General features: G+C 61.1%; 14 protein-coding genes. 7 read left to right on the top strand and 7 right to left on the bottom strand.

Going from position 1 to position 17912, the window contains the following annotated elements; translation table 11 throughout:
* Window positions 1–10: 10 nt before the first annotated feature.
* On the top strand, window positions 11–490 hold the full coding sequence (locus AAAV21_RS04165) for a 4Fe-4S binding protein (protein ID WP_117773418.1): 480 nt from the start codon (window positions 11–13) through the stop codon (window positions 488–490).
* Window positions 491–502: 12 nt separating this feature from the next.
* On the top strand, window positions 503–3280 hold the full coding sequence (xdh, locus tag AAAV21_RS04160) for a selenium-dependent xanthine dehydrogenase (protein ID WP_349107686.1): 2778 nt from the start codon (window positions 503–505) through the stop codon (window positions 3278–3280).
* Between the two features lie 357 nt (window positions 3281–3637).
* Here the strand turns inward: xdh and AAAV21_RS04155 are convergent, their stop codons facing one another.
* Both AAAV21_RS04155 and AAAV21_RS04150 read right to left on the bottom strand, forming a co-directional pair.
* Window positions 3638–3835, bottom strand: coding sequence for a hypothetical protein (locus AAAV21_RS04155; RefSeq protein WP_349107684.1), 198 nt, complete (start codon window positions 3833–3835; stop codon window positions 3638–3640).
* 129 nt (window positions 3836–3964) lie between these two features.
* Entirely contained in the window at window positions 3965–4636 is a 672-nt protein-coding gene (locus tag AAAV21_RS04150) for a hypothetical protein (protein ID WP_349107683.1), read from the bottom strand.
* A gap of 1100 nt (window positions 4637–5736) precedes the next feature.
* On the opposite strand from AAAV21_RS04150, the gene AAAV21_RS04145 reads away from it, so the two are divergent.
* A complete protein-coding gene (locus tag AAAV21_RS04145; RefSeq protein WP_349107680.1) occupies window positions 5737–6471 on the top strand; it encodes a 3'-5' exonuclease in 735 nt (244 codons plus the stop codon).
* 43 nt (window positions 6472–6514) lie between these two features.
* On the opposite strand, the gene AAAV21_RS04140 is transcribed toward AAAV21_RS04145, so the two are convergent.
* The 5 genes from AAAV21_RS04140 to AAAV21_RS04120 all read right to left on the bottom strand — a co-directional run bounded on the left by AAAV21_RS04140 (window position 6515) and on the right by AAAV21_RS04120 (window position 12623).
* Complete coding sequence (locus AAAV21_RS04140; RefSeq protein ID WP_349107678.1) at window positions 6515–7750, bottom strand: hypothetical protein; 1236 nt, start codon at window positions 7748–7750, stop codon at window positions 6515–6517.
* Window positions 7751–7932: 182 nt separating this feature from the next.
* A complete protein-coding gene (locus AAAV21_RS04135; protein WP_349107676.1) occupies window positions 7933–9747 on the bottom strand; it encodes a hypothetical protein in 1815 nt (604 codons plus the stop codon).
* A 381-nt stretch (window positions 9748–10128) separates the two neighbouring features.
* On the bottom strand, window positions 10129–10494 hold the full coding sequence (locus tag AAAV21_RS04130) for a hypothetical protein (RefSeq protein WP_349107673.1): 366 nt from the start codon (window positions 10492–10494) through the stop codon (window positions 10129–10131).
* A gap of 365 nt (window positions 10495–10859) precedes the next feature.
* Window positions 10860–11846: a hypothetical protein gene (locus AAAV21_RS04125; protein WP_349107671.1), complete on the bottom strand. Its 987-nt coding sequence runs from the start codon at window positions 11844–11846 to the stop codon at window positions 10860–10862.
* Window positions 11847–11969: 123 nt separating this feature from the next.
* Window positions 11970–12623: a helix-turn-helix transcriptional regulator gene (locus tag AAAV21_RS04120; protein ID WP_349107668.1), complete on the bottom strand. Its 654-nt coding sequence runs from the start codon at window positions 12621–12623 to the stop codon at window positions 11970–11972.
* Window positions 12624–12900: 277 nt separating this feature from the next.
* Between AAAV21_RS04120 and dpaL the strand changes: the two genes are divergently transcribed.
* The 4 genes from dpaL to AAAV21_RS04100 all read left to right on the top strand — a co-directional run bounded on the left by dpaL (window position 12901) and on the right by AAAV21_RS04100 (window position 17908).
* On the top strand, window positions 12901–14115 hold the full coding sequence (gene dpaL, locus AAAV21_RS04115) for a diaminopropionate ammonia-lyase (protein WP_055252227.1): 1215 nt from the start codon (window positions 12901–12903) through the stop codon (window positions 14113–14115).
* Between the two features lie 237 nt (window positions 14116–14352).
* Entirely contained in the window at window positions 14353–15738 is a 1386-nt protein-coding gene (locus AAAV21_RS04110) for a YgeY family selenium metabolism-linked hydrolase (RefSeq protein WP_099432046.1), read from the top strand.
* A gap of 201 nt (window positions 15739–15939) precedes the next feature.
* The gene (ygeW, locus tag AAAV21_RS04105; RefSeq protein WP_055252229.1) at window positions 15940–17142 is read left to right on the top strand and encodes a knotted carbamoyltransferase YgeW; all 1203 of its coding nucleotides are present in this window, start codon (window positions 15940–15942) and stop codon (window positions 17140–17142) included.
* A 151-nt stretch (window positions 17143–17293) separates the two neighbouring features.
* A complete protein-coding gene (locus AAAV21_RS04100) occupies window positions 17294–17908 on the top strand; it encodes a nucleotidyltransferase family protein (RefSeq protein ID WP_349107667.1) in 615 nt (204 codons plus the stop codon).
* Window positions 17909–17912: the final 4 nt, after the last annotated feature.

The following is a 17912-nucleotide window of genomic DNA, read 5'->3' as shown; positions in this document are numbered from 1 at the left end:
GGGACCCCTTATGGCCAAATCCATTCAACATAACGTGGCCTACGTTGCCTGCGGAAGCGGTTGCGCCTCCGCAGGCGGCGACGCCCGCTGCAGCGAAGGCTGCATTGGCTGTGGCGCCTGTGTCACGGCCTGTCCCCACGGCGCCATTGCACTGATTGATGGCATCGCCCGCGTGGACCGCTCCAAGTGCACGGGCTGTGGCCTGTGCGGCATGGCGTGCCCGCAGCGCGTGATTGCCTTTGTTCCCGGCTACCAGAACATCCTGGTGCGCTGCAACAACACCGATAAGGGCGCCATCGCCCGCAAGATTTGCGACACGAGCTGCATCGGTTGCGGCATGTGCGCCAAAAAATGCCCTGCCGGCGCTATCCGCATCGAGGACAACTGTGCCCACATCGACGGTGCGGACTGCCTGTCGTGCGGCATGTGCGCCGTCGTCTGCCCGCATGGCGCCATCCACGACCGCACCGGCATAGCCGCCGGCGTGTAGAAGGGAATCACCATGGCACAGGAATTCACTTTTACCGTTAACGGCGTCGAGCACACGACGACCCAAAACAAACCGCTGCTGCGCTACCTGCGCGACGACCTGCACATCCATTCCGCCAAGGACGGCTGCTCCGAGGGTGCTTGCGGCACCTGCACCATTCATGTGGACGGTGCGGCCGTCAAGGCCTGCGTGCTGACCACCGCCCTTGCCGCCGGCCGCAACATCGTGACCGTCGAGGGCCTGCCCCAGGACGTGCGCGAGGCCTTTGTGTACGCCTTTGGCGCCGTGGGCGCCGTGCAGTGCGGTTTTTGCATCCCCGGTATGGTCATGGCAGGCGCGGCGCTGATCGCCGAGGACCCCGAGCCCACCGAGGAGCAGATCAAGTACGCCATCCGCGGCAACGTCTGCCGCTGCACCGGCTACAAGAAGATTATTGAGGGCATTTCGCTGGCCGCTGCGGTGCTCCGCGGCGAAAAGCAGATCGACGAGGACCTGGAGCGCGGCGACGACTACGGCGTGGGCAAGCGCGCCTTCCGTATCGACGTGCGCAAGAAGGTGCTCGGCGAGGGCAAGTACCCCGATGACATCGACGAGCTCGATCAGCCGGGCCTGACCTATGCCAGCGCCGTGCGCTCCAAGTATCCGCGCGCCCGTGTGCTCTCCATCGATACCTCCAAGGCCGAGGCCCTGCCCGGTGTGGTGGGCATCCTGCGCGCTGAGGACGTGCCGGTCAACCAGGTCGGCCACCTTATCCAGGATTGGGACGTCATGATCGCCCAGGGCGATATCACCCGCTGCGTGGGAGATGCCATTGTGCTGGTGGTTGCCGAGGACGAAGCGACGCTCGAGAAGGCTAAGAAGCTCGTAAAGATTGATTACGAGCCGCTGGAGCCCGTGCGTAACATTGTCGAGGCCAGGGCTGCTGACGCCCCGCGCCTGCACGACAGCTTCTTTGCCTTCGGCAACACGGTGGAGCTCAAGGACAACGTGTGCCAGAGCCGCCATGTGACGCGCGGTGACGCCGCCAAGGCGCTGGCAGAGAGCGCGTTTACCGTGACGCAGCGCTTTACCACGCCCTTTACCGAGCATGCCTTCTTGGAGCCCGAGTGCGCCGTCGCCTTCCCGTACAAGAACGGCGTCAAGGTGCAGTCGACCGACCAGGGTGCCTACGATACGCGCAAAGAGTGCGCCCACATGTTTGGCTGGGATAGCGAACCCGAGCGTGTGGTCGTCGAGACCATGCTCGTGGGTGGCGGCTTTGGCGGCAAGGAGGACGTTTCGGTCCAGCACCTGGCCGCGCTCGCCGCATATAAGTTCCAGCGTCCTGTGAAGTGCAAGCTCACGCGTGCCGAGTCGCTCGCTTTCCATCCCAAGCGTCATGCGATGGACGGCACCTTTACGCTGGGCTGCGACGCCGAGGGCATCTTTACCGGCCTGGACTGCGAGATCAACTTTGACACCGGCGCCTACGCGTCGCTGTGCGGCCCGGTGCTCGAGCGCGCCTGCACGCATGCCGTCGGCCCCTACAAGTACCAGAACACCGACATCCGCGGCTTCGGCTACTACACTAACAACCCGCCTGCCGGCGCGTACCGTGGCTTTGGCGTTTGCCAGTCCGAGTTTGCACTCGAGAGCCTGATCGACCTACTGGCCGAGAAGGTCGGCCTGGATCCGTGGGAGATCCGCTACCGTAACGCCATCGAGCCGGGCGAGGTTCTGCCCAACGGCCAGATCGCCGATTGCTCCACGGCGCTGAAGGAGACGCTGCTCGAGGTCAAGGATGCCTATTACGCGCATCCCGGACACGCCGGTATCGCCTGCGCCATGAAGAACGCCGGCGTGGGCGTGGGCCTGCCCGACGCCGGTCGCTGCAAGATTCGCGTCGAGGACGGCGTGGCGGTGGTCTATGCCGCCACGTCCGACATCGGCCAGGGCTGCAACACGGTCTTTTTGCAGGACGTTGCCGAGGCGTGCGGTCTGCCGCTGAGCTGCATTGCCAACGGCGAGTGCTCCACCGAGAACGCTCCCGACTCCGGCACCACGTCTGGCTCGCGCCAGACGGTCGTGACCGGCGAGGCCGTGCGCGGCGCCGCCTTCCTGCTGCGCGATGCCATGGTTGGCATCGAGGCTGGCAAGCCTGCGCCTACCGCCCCGGTGAGCGCCCATGGTGATGGCGTCAAGATCGAGTACGACGACGGTCGCGCCTATCAGCTGCGCACGCAGGAGCTCGTCGCCGGCCAGGGCATGCATCCTCAGGATTCCGCGGCCGCAATCAAGGCGCTCGAGGGCTGCGAGTTTGGCTACGTGTACCTGGAGCCGACCGACAAGCTGGGCGCCGACGTCCCCAACCCCAAGAGCCACATCTGCTACGGCTTTGCCACACATGTGGTCATTCTGGATGATGACGGCCGCGTGAGCGAGGTCTATGCCGCGCACGATTCCGGCAAGGTGGTCAACCCCATCTCCATCCAGGGTCAGATCGAAGGCGGCGTGCTCATGGGTATGGGCTATGCGCTTACCGAGGACTGGCCGCTCAAGGACTGCGTGCCCCAGGCAAGGTACGGTACGCTCGGGCTGTTCCGTGCGCCCGAGATTCCGGATATCCACGCCATCTACGTGGAGAAGGACGAGCTGCTGCCCGTGGCATACGGCGGCAAGGGCATCGGCGAGATTGCAACAATCCCCACGGCGCCCGCCGTACAGAACGCCTACCGCGCGTTTGACGGCAAACTGCGTCCTGATCTGCCCATGGTGGATACGCCGTACAGCCGCGCTCGTCACCGCGGGTAGAGTAGAGCGCGGACGGCCATTGCTGACTGCCGTCTGCGCTTGCCATCAACTGTATAAGCTGCGCCTTTGGCCCCAGCTCCATCGTGAGCCGGGGCCTTTTGCTTGGAGCGCCTCCGCATACGGAAACTGCGTCCCAGATTTCGGCTCCAGAATGGGATGCGCTTTCCGGAACGGGCCTCAAGCGGAAACTGCGTCCCGGAATTGGCGCTCAGAATGGGATGCAGTTTCCGGATCGGCCTTCAAGCGGAAATTGCATCCCATTTTGAGCACTCAATCTGGGACATGGTTTCCGCGGGTACTGCCAACCGGAAAGTGTGTCCCGGTTTGGCAGGCAGACGGGCATAAGCTCAACAGCTCCTACAACTCCACCTCGTTGAGCCATGCCGGCAGAGCGGTCTGCCGGATGCCTGCCGTCTGCAGCTTTTTCGCGAGCAGACCCGCCGAGCGGACTTCGCTCATGGTAAAGCGCAGCAGAGGGTGACCGTAGAGCGATAGGTGCGCCTCGCGCTGTCGTTCGGCAACGAGCGCCTCGGCGGTGGTGCGTCCGGCCAACATGGTCTGGTCGGTATATTTGATGAGCCCGTCGAGCTCGCCCAGTGTGAGTTCCCGCGCCTGGCGCTCCCAGGCAAAGTCCGTTCGTATGGGCTTGGCCGAATCGAAGGGGTCCGTCAGCTCGTATTGAAGCTAGTCGGGCGCAAAGCCCGTCTCGATCATGACGGCTCGGGCGACCGATTCTCCACCGCTCTCGGCGCGGGCGTCGGCATATCGAAGTGTCGTGAGGGCAGTGCGAATCGCGCGACCATTGCGGGCGGTCGCTCGTTGTTCGACGGCCTCCATCAACTGCTCTCGCGTAAGGCCGAGCTTTGAGATCGCCGAATCGGCAATGGGCATGCCGTCTGCAAAGCCAGTTTGCAGCAGGCAATCTGTAGCCGTTTGGATGGGCGGCGTTACTGATGTGCCGGATAGACGGATTGCTCCGGCCGGCTCGATCTGATGCCGCTGAATATGCGCGCCCGGGCGAGCCGACGGCTTTGTCGAGCTACAGACATGCACAACGTTCAGATGTCGCCACGAGACCTCGAGCCCCAGCAGGCAGGCGGCCGAAAACGAGCAGAACGTCCAATCGGGGTGGATGATCGCAAGGGCGCGAATAATCTCGCAATGACGCTGTGCCCGGTTGAGTTCATCCCAGCGCATTTTGCGCGCGAACAGTCCCGGCATGGGCGAGACGACCGCGCTGCCGATGCGCCGAAGGAGCGCTTTTCGGATTGCCGTGCTCGGGGGAATCAGACAGCGCCCCTCTTGTTCGGCTTGAGTGAGCAGTTGGTCGATGAGTTGGTCATTGCAATGGGTCATGAGCTACCGCCTCCTTTTGGGTAGCAAAAAACGTATCAGCCGCAACTTGCCGCTCAGCTGACCAAAAGCTGACCAAAATCTAACCATGCAGGTAGATGGCCTGGTTTCGGCGACATTTTTACATCCGAATCGGTGGGCGGTGATCGGCTCCCGTGAACGGCAACAAGTTATGAAGACCTGGTAAGTTTAGGGACGTGTACTTTTTCGAAAAACGGTAGTCTCTCCGCGGAAAGTGCATCCCAGAATTAAGCCTCGGAACGGGATGCATTTTCCAGTAGATGCTTCAGTGGAAAGTTCATCCCAGAATTCAGGCTCAGAACGGGACACGCTTTCCGGATGGCATGCTTGGCGGAAACTACGACCCAGTTTTTGGCTCCAGAACGGGATACCCTTTCCGAATCGGTCTTCAGGCGGAAGCTGCTCCCCGGATTTGACCTTCAGACCGGGATGCCGTTTCCGGTTGAGGCCTCGAGCGGAAAGCGCATCCCATAATCCCCAATGGCACCGCAGCGCATTTCGTGTCCGCGCGGGCGTTTGCGCCGGTCGTCGAATGACGTTATAGCTGGCTATATTATGGGTAGCTATAATGTTCGACTTTTCGACAACCCTCGGCCTGTGGCAGAGCATGGGTCGCCAATCAAGGCGGCGGTTGCCGAGGCCTCGTTACCGAAAATCCATTTGTTAAACCTGGCACCCGTGGGTAGAATAAAGTCGACGGCAGCCCAAGTAGTGAAGAGCTGGGCAGCGCCGTTACTCAGTTTAAGGGGTCAATGCCTTAACGGCGTCGACCCCTCTTTTTATGCTTCGAATGCTGCTTGAGTGCCTCGGAAAGTTCGATAAGCGCCGTGAAGAGCGAGACCAAAGCAACCAAGAGCTCTACGAGCTCTGATGGGCCCGGGATGACCTCTGATTCAAGTCACCGGGCCTAAATCTTTTTCAGGCATTTGAATAGAGCGGGCGATTCTCTTGGGGCTGTCTGCATGGCGTATGCCTGGCGCGCGTGGCATTGCGTCCCGCTTTTGTGTCCGCACGGGCGCCTATCCTTACGGCAATGTAGCCGCCTATGTAACGAGCGGCAGTTGACGGAGAAAGGCCCAACCGTGTCAGCTGAAAAGACGCCGTGTATCTCGGCTATCGATACGACGAACTTTGCGCGCCAGATCGTGCTGGACTTTGAGTTTGCGCCGGTGCCAAAGCAGCGCCAGCGCCGTGGACTGCGTAACGAGATTATCGAGGTCGGCGCCGTCAAGCTCGATTACCACGGCAACGTTATGGGCGAGTTCTCGCAGTTTGTACAGACGGAATTTACCGAAGGCGTTGCGTTCCCCGTCCGCGAGCTCACAGGGATATCGGCCGTGGGCACCGCGATGGCCGATCCGCTCTACATGATGATCAAAAGGCTCAGCGATTGGATCGGGCGCTACTCCGCCCAGGTGGTCTGTTGGAGCGGGGCGGATCGTCGACAGCTTTTGATCGAGTGCCAAGCAAAGCACATCGATCTTTCCGCATTTCCTACGGACTGGGCCGACCTGCAGGCGTTTTACACCTCGATCATGGACATGAGCAGCCACGGTTGCGTCTCTTTGAGTGACGCAGCGACGTGGTTTGGCATCGAGTTCGACGAGTCGACGGGTCACGCCCACAGCGCCCTAGCCGATGCGCGCGTGACCGTCAAGCTGCTCAAGCAGATGATGGAGGGGGACTATCACGTGAGTCCGCGCGCCCAGGAAGTCCGCCAGCGGTGGGGGATGGGCGAGCGACCCCAGACGCGCCTTTCCAGCAAGTGCCCCGAGCTGGGCGATCTGCTGCTGAAGCTGAAGGCGGAGGGGAGGTAGGCGGCGTTGGCCGTCTGCATGGCGCGTGGCCTGTCGCGTATCGCTACTCTTCCTGCCGCTTGGCAGGCAGGATGTAGACGTTCTCGGCGTCCACGGCGATCTGCGTGGGGCGGTTGTAGAGGGTGTCTACTTCCATTACGCTCTGCTTGAACGGTGCGACGTCAGGCGTCTTTGCCCGATGGAGCTTTTCGAGGAGTTTCTCGGATTGCCTGTCGTTGAATCTGCCGATGTCCTCTCCTGCACCCTCGAGTGCCTCGTCGATGAGCGTATGTTCGCCCACGGGGGTCTTTGCGATGGCGTGACCGAGCAATTTGCCCGCGGACGCGATGCCGCCCAGCAGTGCCGCATCGACGGTGTCGGCAGTTCCCGCCTCGAGGGCGTCGTAACACTCGGTGTAGAGCTCGCGATACGCAATCGAATCGGCCTCGATCTTCGCGGTGGCGTCCGCGAGCTTTGCGGGCTCGAAGTTCTGGGCGAGCATGGGTTCGAGGAACAGTGAGAACGCGTGGATGTAGGTGGCGAGCTGGCAGTCTTTGAGGTAGTCGAGCACCTTGTCGAGGCGTCTGCCCAAGCCGTCTCGCACCTCGATGAACCCTTTCTTTTTCAGATCCGCTTGCGCCTGCGAGCGGAAGAGTTCCATGTCCTGCGCGGACGACTGTTTGATGTCGAGCACCTTCATATGGGCGTTTGCCATGTAGGTGGCGTTGCCGTAGTTGAGGCCGTAACCGTTGAGGATGTCTGCGAGCGTCTTGAGGTTGCCACGCATGTTGGCCTTGTCGCGCTGACGCATGTACTCGAACATCTCGTCGACGGACTCCTGGATGGAGTCGAGCTTTTGGTTTATCTGCGCGATTGCGGCTGCCATGAACAACGACGTCGGGTCGTAAGGCACTTGAGTGACGCTCGTGGCGATGTCGCCCTCGACTACGTGGAAGCGCGCCTGTCCAAAGCCCTTGACTGCGTCGCGGTAGCCCCCTGTGAGACCGCTGCCGTCCTTGAACGAGTTGAGTTTCGACGGATCGAGCGGGTTGCCAAATTTGTCAGTCGCCTGGAGCAACGTGGGTACGCTCACCGTGTTAGTGACGGTGCGAAACATCGAGGGGAGCGAGGTGAACGCCACGCCGAGCTGGGGAATTCGCTCGAGCGGCAGCTTGATGGCGCCGGAGATGTCCGCCCGCTCCTGGGTGAGCGCGAGGTGGATTTTGGTCGATGCGAGCTGTTTTGCCACGAGTTCCTCTCGGCCGCCGTCCGTTGAGGGTTTGATCTCGTTGTCTGCCATAGCGTGCTCCTTGTTTGCGTTGATCGCCGTGGGCATTATCTCATTGCTAGGTGGCTTGCCAGAGCGGGGTAGAGACCGAGCGTCTGGCAAAACTCGTTAACTGATTGCATTTCAGCGGATTGGGTTGATTGCAAGAGAAGGACGGCTATCCATCTGCCCTTCCCAGTTGAGTTCGCTTTGAGCTACTGTTCGTGCCTATGCTGCTTGGGCTCAAGCCTTCTCGCTGCCGCGAAGCAGGCCGTGGCCGCCATGGCTAATGCGATGCTGGCCATCCAAGCGGAGTCGCCGGTTACGGCGAGCTTTGGTTCATCGGTTGTCGTGTGTCCCGACCTTTTTGTAGACGCCTCGTCGGCGTCCTTTTCAGGAGTGGCAGGATCACTTTTGTTGTCGCCGGGTGAATCTACATCGGTCGTGCCGCCCGCCTGCTCCCCTTGGGCCTTCCCCTCCACGGTGAAGGATGCATCGGTCGCCGTCCCGTCCTTCCAGACGGCCGTGACGGTGTGTCCGCCGGCGGCAAGCGTGTCCAGGTAGGCCGGCTTGAGCTCGATAATCGTGCTGCCCTTGGTTGCGGTGTAGTTCTCAGTGGAGGCCTCATTTCCGTCCACGAGGAGACGCGTGAACTCATCGAGAGGACCGCTGAAGCGGAAGGTCAGACCGTCCTCGTTGCCCTTTGCATATGCCTGCCCGTTGCCCTTGGTGGCGGCATACAGCGGGGCGGTCACGTCGAAGGTGACGTCCTCCGCGTCGTCGACATCAAAGGTCCGGACGCCGGTCTTGCCGTTACGCTCGGCGTAGGCGGAGCTGTAGACGAAGGTCTCATGACCCGCCTTGTCGAGGACCGCGAGGGCATGGATTTCAAACGAGCCCATCGAGAGCGACGTGGGGAACTCGATTTCGATATAGCCTCTTGCCGCATCGTAGCTGCAGCTCAACGTTTTACGGGCCTTTACAGAGTTCGGGTCCTCGACATAGCCGGGGTCGCCGAGAATCGGGGAGACAGACTTCACGCCGTCCGCGTCGCCTACATTGCAATAGATGCGGAGGAGCACGCCGACAGGGACTCTCTTCGCGGAGATGGAAACGTTCGAGACCGTGGGCGGGTTCCGGTCGATCGCGCTGCCGGTCACCTCGAAGCACAGCTCGCTCGGGTCGGCAACCGAGAAAGTCGCGCCCGAGATGCCGTTGGCCCTGGCGTAGGAACTCTCGTACACATCGGTCTCGAACCCTAGGTCATCGGTGACCGAAAGGCCGATCAGCCTGTGCCTTCCGATCCTATTGCTGTCGAATGTGAGGTCGAACCCGTCGATAGACGAGCCTCCGTGATAATAGGCCGACGAAACGGAGCAGCCGTCGTCCTTTTCCTCCCAGCCCCGCTGCAGTATGGGGGAAACGGAGCGAACGCCGTCCGGGTCCGCGACGGACCAAGAGATGTGGAAGTCGGCGCCGGTCGCGACCTCCCTGCTCGAGAGCGACACGGAGGACACGGTCGGCGGGTTCTGGTTCGCGGGCCCCTCGGTCACCTCATAGACGAGGGGGCTGGTGGCGAAGGTCGGAGAGTTGAGTCCCTTCTCCTCGGCATACGCCGCGTCGTAGACATCGGTAACCCATCCAAGGCTATCGGTCACGCCGAGGCCGATGATCCGGTACCTGCAGGGCTGGTCGCTCGGGGAGGTGGGGATATCGAAGCCCGCGGTCGTGTCGCCGGTCGACCGGAAGGCGAGGCGGGAGCTGTTGCCCTGGTCCCCGTCATCGCTATCGACGACGACCTCAACTATCGGCGTGACTGACCGCACCCCATCGGGGTCGTCCACATCGTAGCCGACATGCAGCGTGGAGCCGGCCGTGACTGTCGTCGCGGATAACGTCACGTTGGAGATGCTGGGCGGGTTCGGGTCCGACGCAGCGAGGGCGGTTGAGGGCAAAGCTAGCGCTACGGCGGCGGACAGCGGGACGAGCAGGCTAAGCGCGAAGCGCCTGGAGAATTTCAAGGAGGTCATTGACGATGCCGATCTTCCATAATTGTTGCAACGATACCAGTATATCTTTGGCCCACGCTAGCCTGATGTTCTTTCCGCGAACGGCTCGTTAGTTTAGAGACGGCGTATGGACGCCCGTCTCGTCCAAGTTTCTCGTAAGGGCGATTATGAGGGCATGAAGAGACTTTCTCGGAACAATCAATTGGGGATATCAAAGAAATGCTGGACGCCGCCCGGTCGCTCAATGCCTTTGAGGCGAAATGCGGCGCATCGGCTACGTTGTTGAGATCATTTATCGAGCGATACGTCATTCCAGCCGAGGCCACCATCATGAGGCTTCTGTTCCTACGCCCCCGCAATCCCGCGGGCCGCACTCAACAGCTCATACTCCCTCTGGCTCCACTAGTACAGCTCGGCCGTGCGTACGGCGTCGCGACACAGGTCCAGAAACACCTCAGCTCCCTCGTAGAAGCACTCGCGGGCAAAGTCACCCGAGCCGCTTGCGACGCACGTGCCGTCGGCGAAGAGCTTCCAGTTGGACGGCTCGCGCGAGTCGTCTCCGAGCAGCTTGATCTGCAGAACATGTGGGTTGCCAGCAGCACAGAGCTCTTCCTCGAGCTTCTGTATGGCAAAGCGCATCTGGTGGGAGAGGCCGCTCTTCACCAAAGCCGAGGTGTAGCCGCTCGGCTCGTCTAGAAGATGCATTCGTTTTGGCTTGACGATCAGGTTGTGGAAATTGCGCTCGCTGCGCACGGAGAAATTGTCCATACGGACTCCTTTCATCGATGTTGGCAGGGCCACCGTGCCTCTTGGCCGGTTGGCGTCGGGATCGTGGAGCCAACTCTCTACTCCGACTCTGGATAAAACGCGTCCGCTCCTTGCGGGCAAGAGGAAGTCTATCAACGTGTACGGACAGAAATCAAGCGCCGTCTGCGAAATGACGCGTGAACGGCGTTGGTTTCCCAAGTGATTATTCGGCTTTCATCCGGAAAAGTGTCGAAATCAGTCGTGTAAAAGTACGGAAAAGTGTCGAAATAGGCACCTTAAAACTTCGGAAAAGTGTAGCTGGATGACAAAACAGCACTTAGAAGCCGGTGCTGGATGCGGGATCCTGCGGCCGCCTTCAGCCCTCGCTACTCGTCGTCTCCGTCGTTGGGGTCGCCCTTGAGGGTGTTGATGTCCAGGTACTCGTCATCGTTCTCTTTTTGCTGGGTCTCCGACTCCGCTTGGGTGGGGCCGGAGAACAGCCGGAATCCCTCAAACGCAATGACGCCGAGCAGGGCAATGACAATGGCGATAAAGGCAACCTTGACTGCCTGCGGAAATTCCGAAAAACGCAGCGCCTTTTCCTCGGCGTAATAATCGGCGAAGCGCTCTTCGCCCGTGCTTTTGGTATACGCCGGCGCGGACGCGGCCTCCGAGTCATATTCCGGTGCAGGCGTGGCAGCGTACGGATCGTTGAGATAATCGCTCGATGCGGTGCCATAATCCTCGGTCTCGATGCGACCGGCGTCAGCATAGCCATCGGAATAATCGGAATATGCCGCACCGCCCTCATAGTCCGCGGCGCTCGTGTTGGCGGCAAAAAGCGGGTTAACTGGAACGTCGAGCGCCGGCATGCCGGTAGAGGTCTCATCCAGATCGGCTGCAGCCCAGGAATCGTAGGCAACCTGATGGGCAACGGGCTCATCGAGCCTTGTGACCGGAGGCTTGCGTGCCGCAGGAACGGGCAACTGCTGGGCGCTGTACATAACGGTGCTGTCGGCCGATTTGCTCCGCGTTGCCGCAGCGAGAAATGCCGCCGTCTCGGACGGGTCGCTTGCGGGGCGGGGAGCGGGCGTGGGCGCCGAAGTGGGTGCGGGCGTAGGCGCGGGCGTCGAAACAGGTGACTGCGCAGGAGTCGGCGCAGATGCGGGCTTAGGCGCAAGTGCGGGATTGGGGCTTGACGGGCGAGCCCGGCCGCTCATGAGTTCGTCGGCGGTCCACGGGCGATCATCCATCACGTCGTCAAGGCTCAGCGAAAACAGGTCGTCTTCACCCTCATCGAACATGCGGTGCACATGTCCACCAATTGCCGGAATCAATCCGCGACCGGTGCATGATGCCTTGCTCAACGCCATTCTGTTCCACCCTTTCGAAATACTAATGACATCGATTATATGGAACTTTTCAAGCGGCTCGGCCTTGGATTCATGCTTTCCAGAACTCGCGCCCAAAAGGGGAGGGGCAATTCAGGCGAGTGCCTACTTGTCGCCGGCGGCAGCCTTTGCCTCGTTGAGGTAGCTATAGAAGCTGTACTTAGAGATGCCAAAGAACTCGCAGGCGCGTTCGCTCGACTTGGAGATGAGGAAGGCGCCGCGACGGTCGAGGTAGCCAATGGCGCGGATGCGCTCGTCTTTGGTCATGAGCGCCGCGGGCTTGCCCACAAACTGTTCGCACTCGCGCAGTAGATCTTCGAGCAGGTCGCCGATGTTTTTGGTAATGGGCTCGGGCTCGGTGTAGCCCGAGCTGCCGGTGCCGGTAAAGGCGTCGAGCGAGCGCTCAAATGCCTTCATGAGCGTAATGTCAAAGTTGATGCCCAAAATGCCGACGGGTTTGCCCTCATCGTTGCGGATAAAGATGGTCGAGGATTTGAGCAGTTTGCCATCGGTGGTTTTGGTGAGGTAAGGCTCGCGGTCGTGCACGTCGGTGGTGCCCTCGCGCATGGACTCAAACACAATATGACTGGGGCCGTCACCCAGTTTGCGCCCGCTGACGTGGCCGTTTTCGATCACCACGATGGAGTGGTCCACGTCCTCGGTCTCCAGGTCGTGGACGACGACTTCGCAGTTGGGGCCAAATTGGAGCGCTAGGCCGTGTGCAAGGCGCTTGTAAAACTCAATCTGTGCGGGGGTCATGGGTGCCTTCCTAAAAATTAGTTTGGGCACACTTTGCCATAAACCACACTTGTTCGCAAATAACGAAAGCGTCGCTGCGTTATGTGACCGTTCGGCGGCGAAAAGGTACCGATTACGGCAACAAACAATTTGTTAGGTTTTCCAATCAAAAAGTGTGATAGAACAGTGCTAACAAACTTTTTGTTTGGCATCCACATAAAAGTTCAGCCGTGTGAATGGGATCGGGCTGAAACGCGTATGCGGGGGCCGGCAAGAGAGAACTTAAGGAGTTCACCGTATGGCCGATAAGATCCAGTGGGCGGGCAACACGATGCCCAAGAGCGATGACAAGCACTTGGGAATCATGAGCCTCGACCACGTGAAGAAGGCCCGCGCCTTCCACCAGTCGTTCCCCCAGTACACCGTCACTCCGCTTGCCCGCCTGGATGGCCAGGCCGCGCGCCTGGGCCTGTCCAACCTGTGCGTTAAGGACGAGAGCTATCGCTTTGGCCTCAACGCCTTTAAGGTCCTGGGCGGTTCGTTTGCCATGGCCAACTACATTGCCGACGAGACCGGCAAGGACGTTGCCGAGTGCACCTTCGATTACCTGACCTCCGATCAGCTTGCCAAGGACTTTGGCCAGGCTACCTTCTTTACCGCCACCGACGGCAACCATGGCCGCGGCGTGGCATGGGCTGCCAACAAGCTGGGCCAGAAGGCCGTCGTGCACATGCCCAAGGGTTCCACCAAGCCACGCTTCGATAACATCGCCGCCGAGGGCGCCACGGTGACCATCGAAGAGGTCAACTACGACGAGTGCGTGCGCATGGCCGCCGCCGAGGCCGATGCCTGCGAGCGCGGCGTCATCGTTCAGGACACCGCCTGGGAGGGCTACGAGAAGATCCCGTCCTGGATCATGGAGGGCTACGGCACCATGGCTTCCGAGGCTGCCGAGCAGCTGCGCGAGATGGCCATCAACCGCCCGACGCACGTGTTTGTCCAGGCTGGCGTGGGTTCGCTCGCCGGCGCCGTGGTGGGCTACTTCACCAACCTGTATCCCGATAACCCGCCCACCTTCGTCGTGGTCGAGTGCGCGCCTGCCGCCTGCCTGTACAAGGGCGCTGCCGCCGGCGACGGCGACCCGCGCATCGTGGACGGCGACATGCCCTCCATCATGGCCGGCCTGTGCTGCGGCGAGCCCAACATCTTGGGCTGGGATATCCTGCGCAACCACACCACCGCCTTCGTGTCCTGCCCCGACTGGGTCACCGCTCGCGGCATGCGCACCCTGGGCGCTCCCGAGAAGGGCGACCCGCGCGTCATCTCCGGCGAGTCCGGCGCAGTGACCACCGGCCTAGTCGAGACCCTCATGCTCGACCCCGAGTACGCCGAGCTCAAGGAGCTCATCGGCCTGGACAAGACGAGCTCCGTGCTCTGCTTCTCCACCGAGGGCGACACCGATCCGGATCAGTACCGTCGCATCGTCTGGGAGGGCGAGTATCCGACCTGCTAGCAGACTGACCTGTCCGGAGGCAGCCGGAGGACTTTACTCCCTGCTCGGACAGTCCTGCTCGCACGGAGAGCACATTAAGTGCTCTCCGGCTCGTGCGGAACTCGCGACGGAGCAAAGTCCTCCGTCCGCCTCCTATGGTTACTTGCTTGTGGGGTGCTCGACCTCACGCTGCTTGGCACAAGTGATCTATCTGAAATATCTACCTGTAGGTAAACCCTTGTAGAAAGGTTGACTGTTATGACTAAAGAACTCGATTTTGATGCCATTAAGGCTGCTGCGGAGTCTCATCGTGCTGATATGACTCGCTTCCTGCGCGCCATGATCTCTCACCCCTCTGAGTCCTGCGAGGAGGGTGAGGTTGTCGCCTGCATCAAGGCCGAGATGGAGAGCCTCGGCTATGACGAGGTCAAGGTCGATGGCTTGGGTAACGTCATGGGCTTTATGGGCGAGGGCGACAAGATCATCGCCATCGACTCTCACATCGACACCGTCGGCATCGGCAACATCGAGAACTGGGATGCCGATCCCTATGAGGGCTACGAGACCGACGAGATCATCTACGGCCGCGGCGGCTCCGACCAGGAGGGTGGCATGGCTTCTGCTACCTATGCTGCCAAGATGATGAAGGACATGGGCCTCATCCCCGAGGGCTACAAGATCATGGTCGTCGGCACCGTCCAGGAAGAGGACTGCGACGGCATGTGCTGGCAGTACATCTACAACAAGGACGGCATTAAGCCCGAGTTTGTCATTTCCACCGAGCCCACCGACGGCGGCATCTATCGCGGTCACCGCGGCCGCATGGAGATCCGCGTCGACGTTCACGGCACCTCCTGCCACGGTTCCGCTCCCGACCGCGGCGACAACGCCATCTACAAGATGGCCGACATCATCGCCGACGTCCGCGCCCTCAACAACAACGGCTGCGACGAGTCGACCGACATCAAGGGCCTCGTCAAGATGCTCGACCCTAAGTACAACCCCGAGCACTTCGAGGACGCCCGCTTCCTGGGCCGCGGCACCTGCACCGTCAGCCAGATCTTCTACACCAGCCCCAGCCGCTGCGCTGTCGCTGACTCCTGCGCCATCTCCATCGACCGTCGTATGACCGCCGGTGAGACCTGGGAGTCTTGCCTGGACGAGATTCGCAACCTGCCGGCCGCCAAGAAGTACGGCGACGACGTGAAGGTCTCCATGTACATGTACGACCGTCCGTCCTGGACCGGCGAGGTTTACGAGACCGAGGCTTACTTCCCCACGTGGATCAACAAGGAGACCGCTCCGCACGTCAAGGCCCTCGTCGACGCCCACAAGGCCATGTTCGGTGACGAGCGCATCGGCTGCGAGCCCAGCATGGACAAGCGCACCGGTCGTCCGCTGTGCGACAAGTGGACCTTCTCCACGAACTGCGTTTCCATCCAGGGCCGCTATGGCATCCCCTGCGTCGGCTTTGGCCCGGGTGCCGAGTCTCAGGCTCACGCTCCCAACGAGGTCACCTACAAGGACGACCTGGTCACCGCTGCCGCCATGTATGTGGCTGCCCTGAACCTCTACGATCCGAGCCAGGCCGATGGCGACGCCACCGTGTTCCGCGCCGGTCTGACCAACAACAAGATCGATTAGTCCCATTCCTCGATCTTGTTGAGCCGGGGACAGCTCGTGTCCCCGGCACCCCCTGTTGACTTGGGGCCCGCGGTCGTTATCTCCCATGCTTCCTCAACGGTAGCGGGTCCTCGTCATAGTGCTCTGCATGTTCTAGCCACACGCGCATGCCGGAGCACATCTACTCATTGCAATCGTTTCATCTTTGGAAAGGATATTTACATGGACGCCAAGTTTACCGAGCTCGTCGAGCAGCTGAACGGCCTCGATTTTAAGGGCATGTACGGCAGCGACTTCCTGCACACCTGGGACAAGACCACCGATGAGCTCAAGGCGCTCTACATCGTCGCCGACGCCCTGCGCGAGCTGCGCGAGAACAACGTTTCGTCCAAGATCTTCGATTCGGGTCTGGCCGTCTCCCTGTTCCGTGACAACTCCACCCGTACGCGCTTCTCCTTCTCTAAGGCAGCCAACCTGCTCGGTCTTGAGCTGCAGGACCTGGACGAGAAGAAGTCCCAGATCGCTCACGGCGAGACCGTCCGCGAGACCGCTACCATGATCTCCTTCATGGCCGACGTCATCGGCATCCGCGACGACATGTACATCGGCAAGGGCGACGCCTACATGGCCGAGGTCTCCGAGTCTGTCCAGCAGGCCTACGAGGACGGCGTTCTGGATCACCGTCCCACGCTCATCTCCTTGCAGTCCGACTCCGATCACCCCACGCAGTCCTCTGCCGACATGCTCTACCTCATCAACGAGTTTGGCGGCCTCGAGAACCTCAAGGGCAAGAAGGTTGCCGTCACCTGGGCCTACTCGCCCTCTTACGGCAAGCCGCTGTCCTGCCCGCAGTCGCTGATCAGCCTGCTGCCCCGCTTTGGCATGGACGTCACCCTGGCCCACCCCGAGGGCTACGACCTCATGCCCGAGGTCGTCGAGCGCGCCAAGGGCTATGCCGCCGAGTCCGGCACCACCTTTAAGCAGGTCAACACCATGGCCGAGGCCTTCGAGGGCGCCGACATCGTGATCCCCAAGAGCTGGGCTCCGTTTGCCGCCATGGAGAAGCGTACCAACCTGTACGCCGAGGGCGACGACGCCGGCATCGCAGCGCTCGAGAAGGAGCTGCTCGCTCAGAACGCCACCCATCAGGACTGGTGCTCCACGACCGAGCTCATGGAGAAGACCGCCAACGGCCAGGACACCATCTTTATGCACCCGCTGCCCGCCGACATCTCCGGTGTCTCCTGCGAGCACGGCGAGGTCAACGCCGACGTCTTTGACATGCACCGCGTGGGCATGTACAAGGAGGCCAGCTACAAGCCGTACGCCATCGCAGCCATGATGTTCCTGCAGAAGGTTGCCGATCCCGCCGCTACCCTCAAGGCCCTCGACGAGCGCAACACCGCCCGTTGGTTCCAGGCCTAAAGCCGGGTTGAGGTAAACCAGGTAAAGGGGGCGCTCTGCCAACCGGCGGGGTGCCCCCTTTTTGCATCGCGGGCGTGCGGGATAAGCACGTTCGATGTAGGTGTCCCGCGGCGCGAGTTATGGGTACGATGGCTTCAGGGGAGGTATCGCCATGAAACTTGGTTGCGTCATTATGGCTTCGGGCGAGGGCAAGCGGTTTGGCTCTAACAAGATGCTTGCCGATATCTATGGCGAGTCGCTGATTGCCCGGACCATCGATTCGGTTCCCCGGGGCTTTGACGTCGTGGTTTCGACGCGTTGGCCCGAGGTCGTCCAGATTTGCGAGGACAAGCATTGCCCGTGCGTGCTGCACGATGGCACGTTGAGGAGCGAGAGCGTGCGTGCCGGCCTTGCCTGGGGAGCCGATCACGGCTGGAAGGGTTGCCTGTTTTTGCCGGGTGACCAGCCGCTCGTGAGCTCGGATTCTTTTAAGGCCATGGTTCGTGCATTTGACGAGCGTGGCCGCAAGCATCCGGTGCGCTTGGCGTGCAATGGTGAGCCTTCGAGTCCGGTGCTCTTCCCGGCGCAGCTGTTCGACGCGCTTATGCTTCTCGAAGGCAAGGACGGCGGGGGCTCGATTCTCAAAGGCCGCGTCGACGTTGCGTTGGTCGAAGCGCGTGCCTATGAGCTGTGGGATGTCGATACCGCCAAGGGCCAGCGCCGCATAACGGAGCATATCGCCGCCTGCTCGTATTTTGATCGCGTGGCCAACTGTATGAATCGATAAGGAG

Origin of the sequence: Collinsella sp. CLA-AA-H302 (assembly GCF_040093305.1) — a bacterium.
Taxonomy (GTDB): domain Bacteria; phylum Actinomycetota; class Coriobacteriia; order Coriobacteriales; family Coriobacteriaceae; genus Collinsella.
Note: the sequence above shows the minus strand (reverse complement) of the source record. Positions and strands in the feature narration are given on the sequence as shown.

Excerpts from the sequence above, each read along its gene's own strand:
- AAAV21_RS04140 (WP_349107678.1), bottom strand. The coding sequence starts at position 7,750 with ATGGCAGACAACGAGATCAAACCCTCAACGGACGGCGGCCGAGAGGAA.
- AAAV21_RS04125 (WP_349107671.1), bottom strand. The coding sequence starts at position 11,846 with ATGGCGTTGAGCAAGGCATCATGCACCGGTCGCGGATTGATTCCGGCA.
- dpaL (WP_055252227.1), top strand. The coding sequence starts at position 12,901 with ATGGCCGATAAGATCCAGTGGGCGGGCAACACGATGCCCAAGAGCGAT.
- xdh (WP_349107686.1), top strand. The coding sequence starts at position 503 with ATGGCACAGGAATTCACTTTTACCGTTAACGGCGTCGAGCACACGACG.
- AAAV21_RS04110 (WP_099432046.1), top strand. The coding sequence starts at position 14,353 with ATGACTAAAGAACTCGATTTTGATGCCATTAAGGCTGCTGCGGAGTCT.
- AAAV21_RS04130 (WP_349107673.1), bottom strand. The coding sequence starts at position 10,494 with ATGGACAATTTCTCCGTGCGCAGCGAGCGCAATTTCCACAACCTGATC.
- AAAV21_RS04150 (WP_349107683.1), bottom strand. The coding sequence starts at position 4,636 with ATGACCCATTGCAATGACCAACTCATCGACCAACTGCTCACTCAAGCC.
- AAAV21_RS04155 (WP_349107684.1), bottom strand. The coding sequence starts at position 3,835 with ATGTTGGCCGGACGCACCACCGCCGAGGCGCTCGTTGCCGAACGACAG.
- AAAV21_RS04120 (WP_349107668.1), bottom strand. The coding sequence starts at position 12,623 with ATGACCCCCGCACAGATTGAGTTTTACAAGCGCCTTGCACACGGCCTA.
- AAAV21_RS04165 (WP_117773418.1), top strand. The coding sequence starts at position 11 with ATGGCCAAATCCATTCAACATAACGTGGCCTACGTTGCCTGCGGAAGC.
- ygeW (WP_055252229.1), top strand. The coding sequence starts at position 15,940 with ATGGACGCCAAGTTTACCGAGCTCGTCGAGCAGCTGAACGGCCTCGAT.
- AAAV21_RS04100 (WP_349107667.1), top strand. The coding sequence starts at position 17,294 with ATGAAACTTGGTTGCGTCATTATGGCTTCGGGCGAGGGCAAGCGGTTT.
- AAAV21_RS04135 (WP_349107676.1), bottom strand. The coding sequence starts at position 9,747 with ATGACCTCCTTGAAATTCTCCAGGCGCTTCGCGCTTAGCCTGCTCGTC.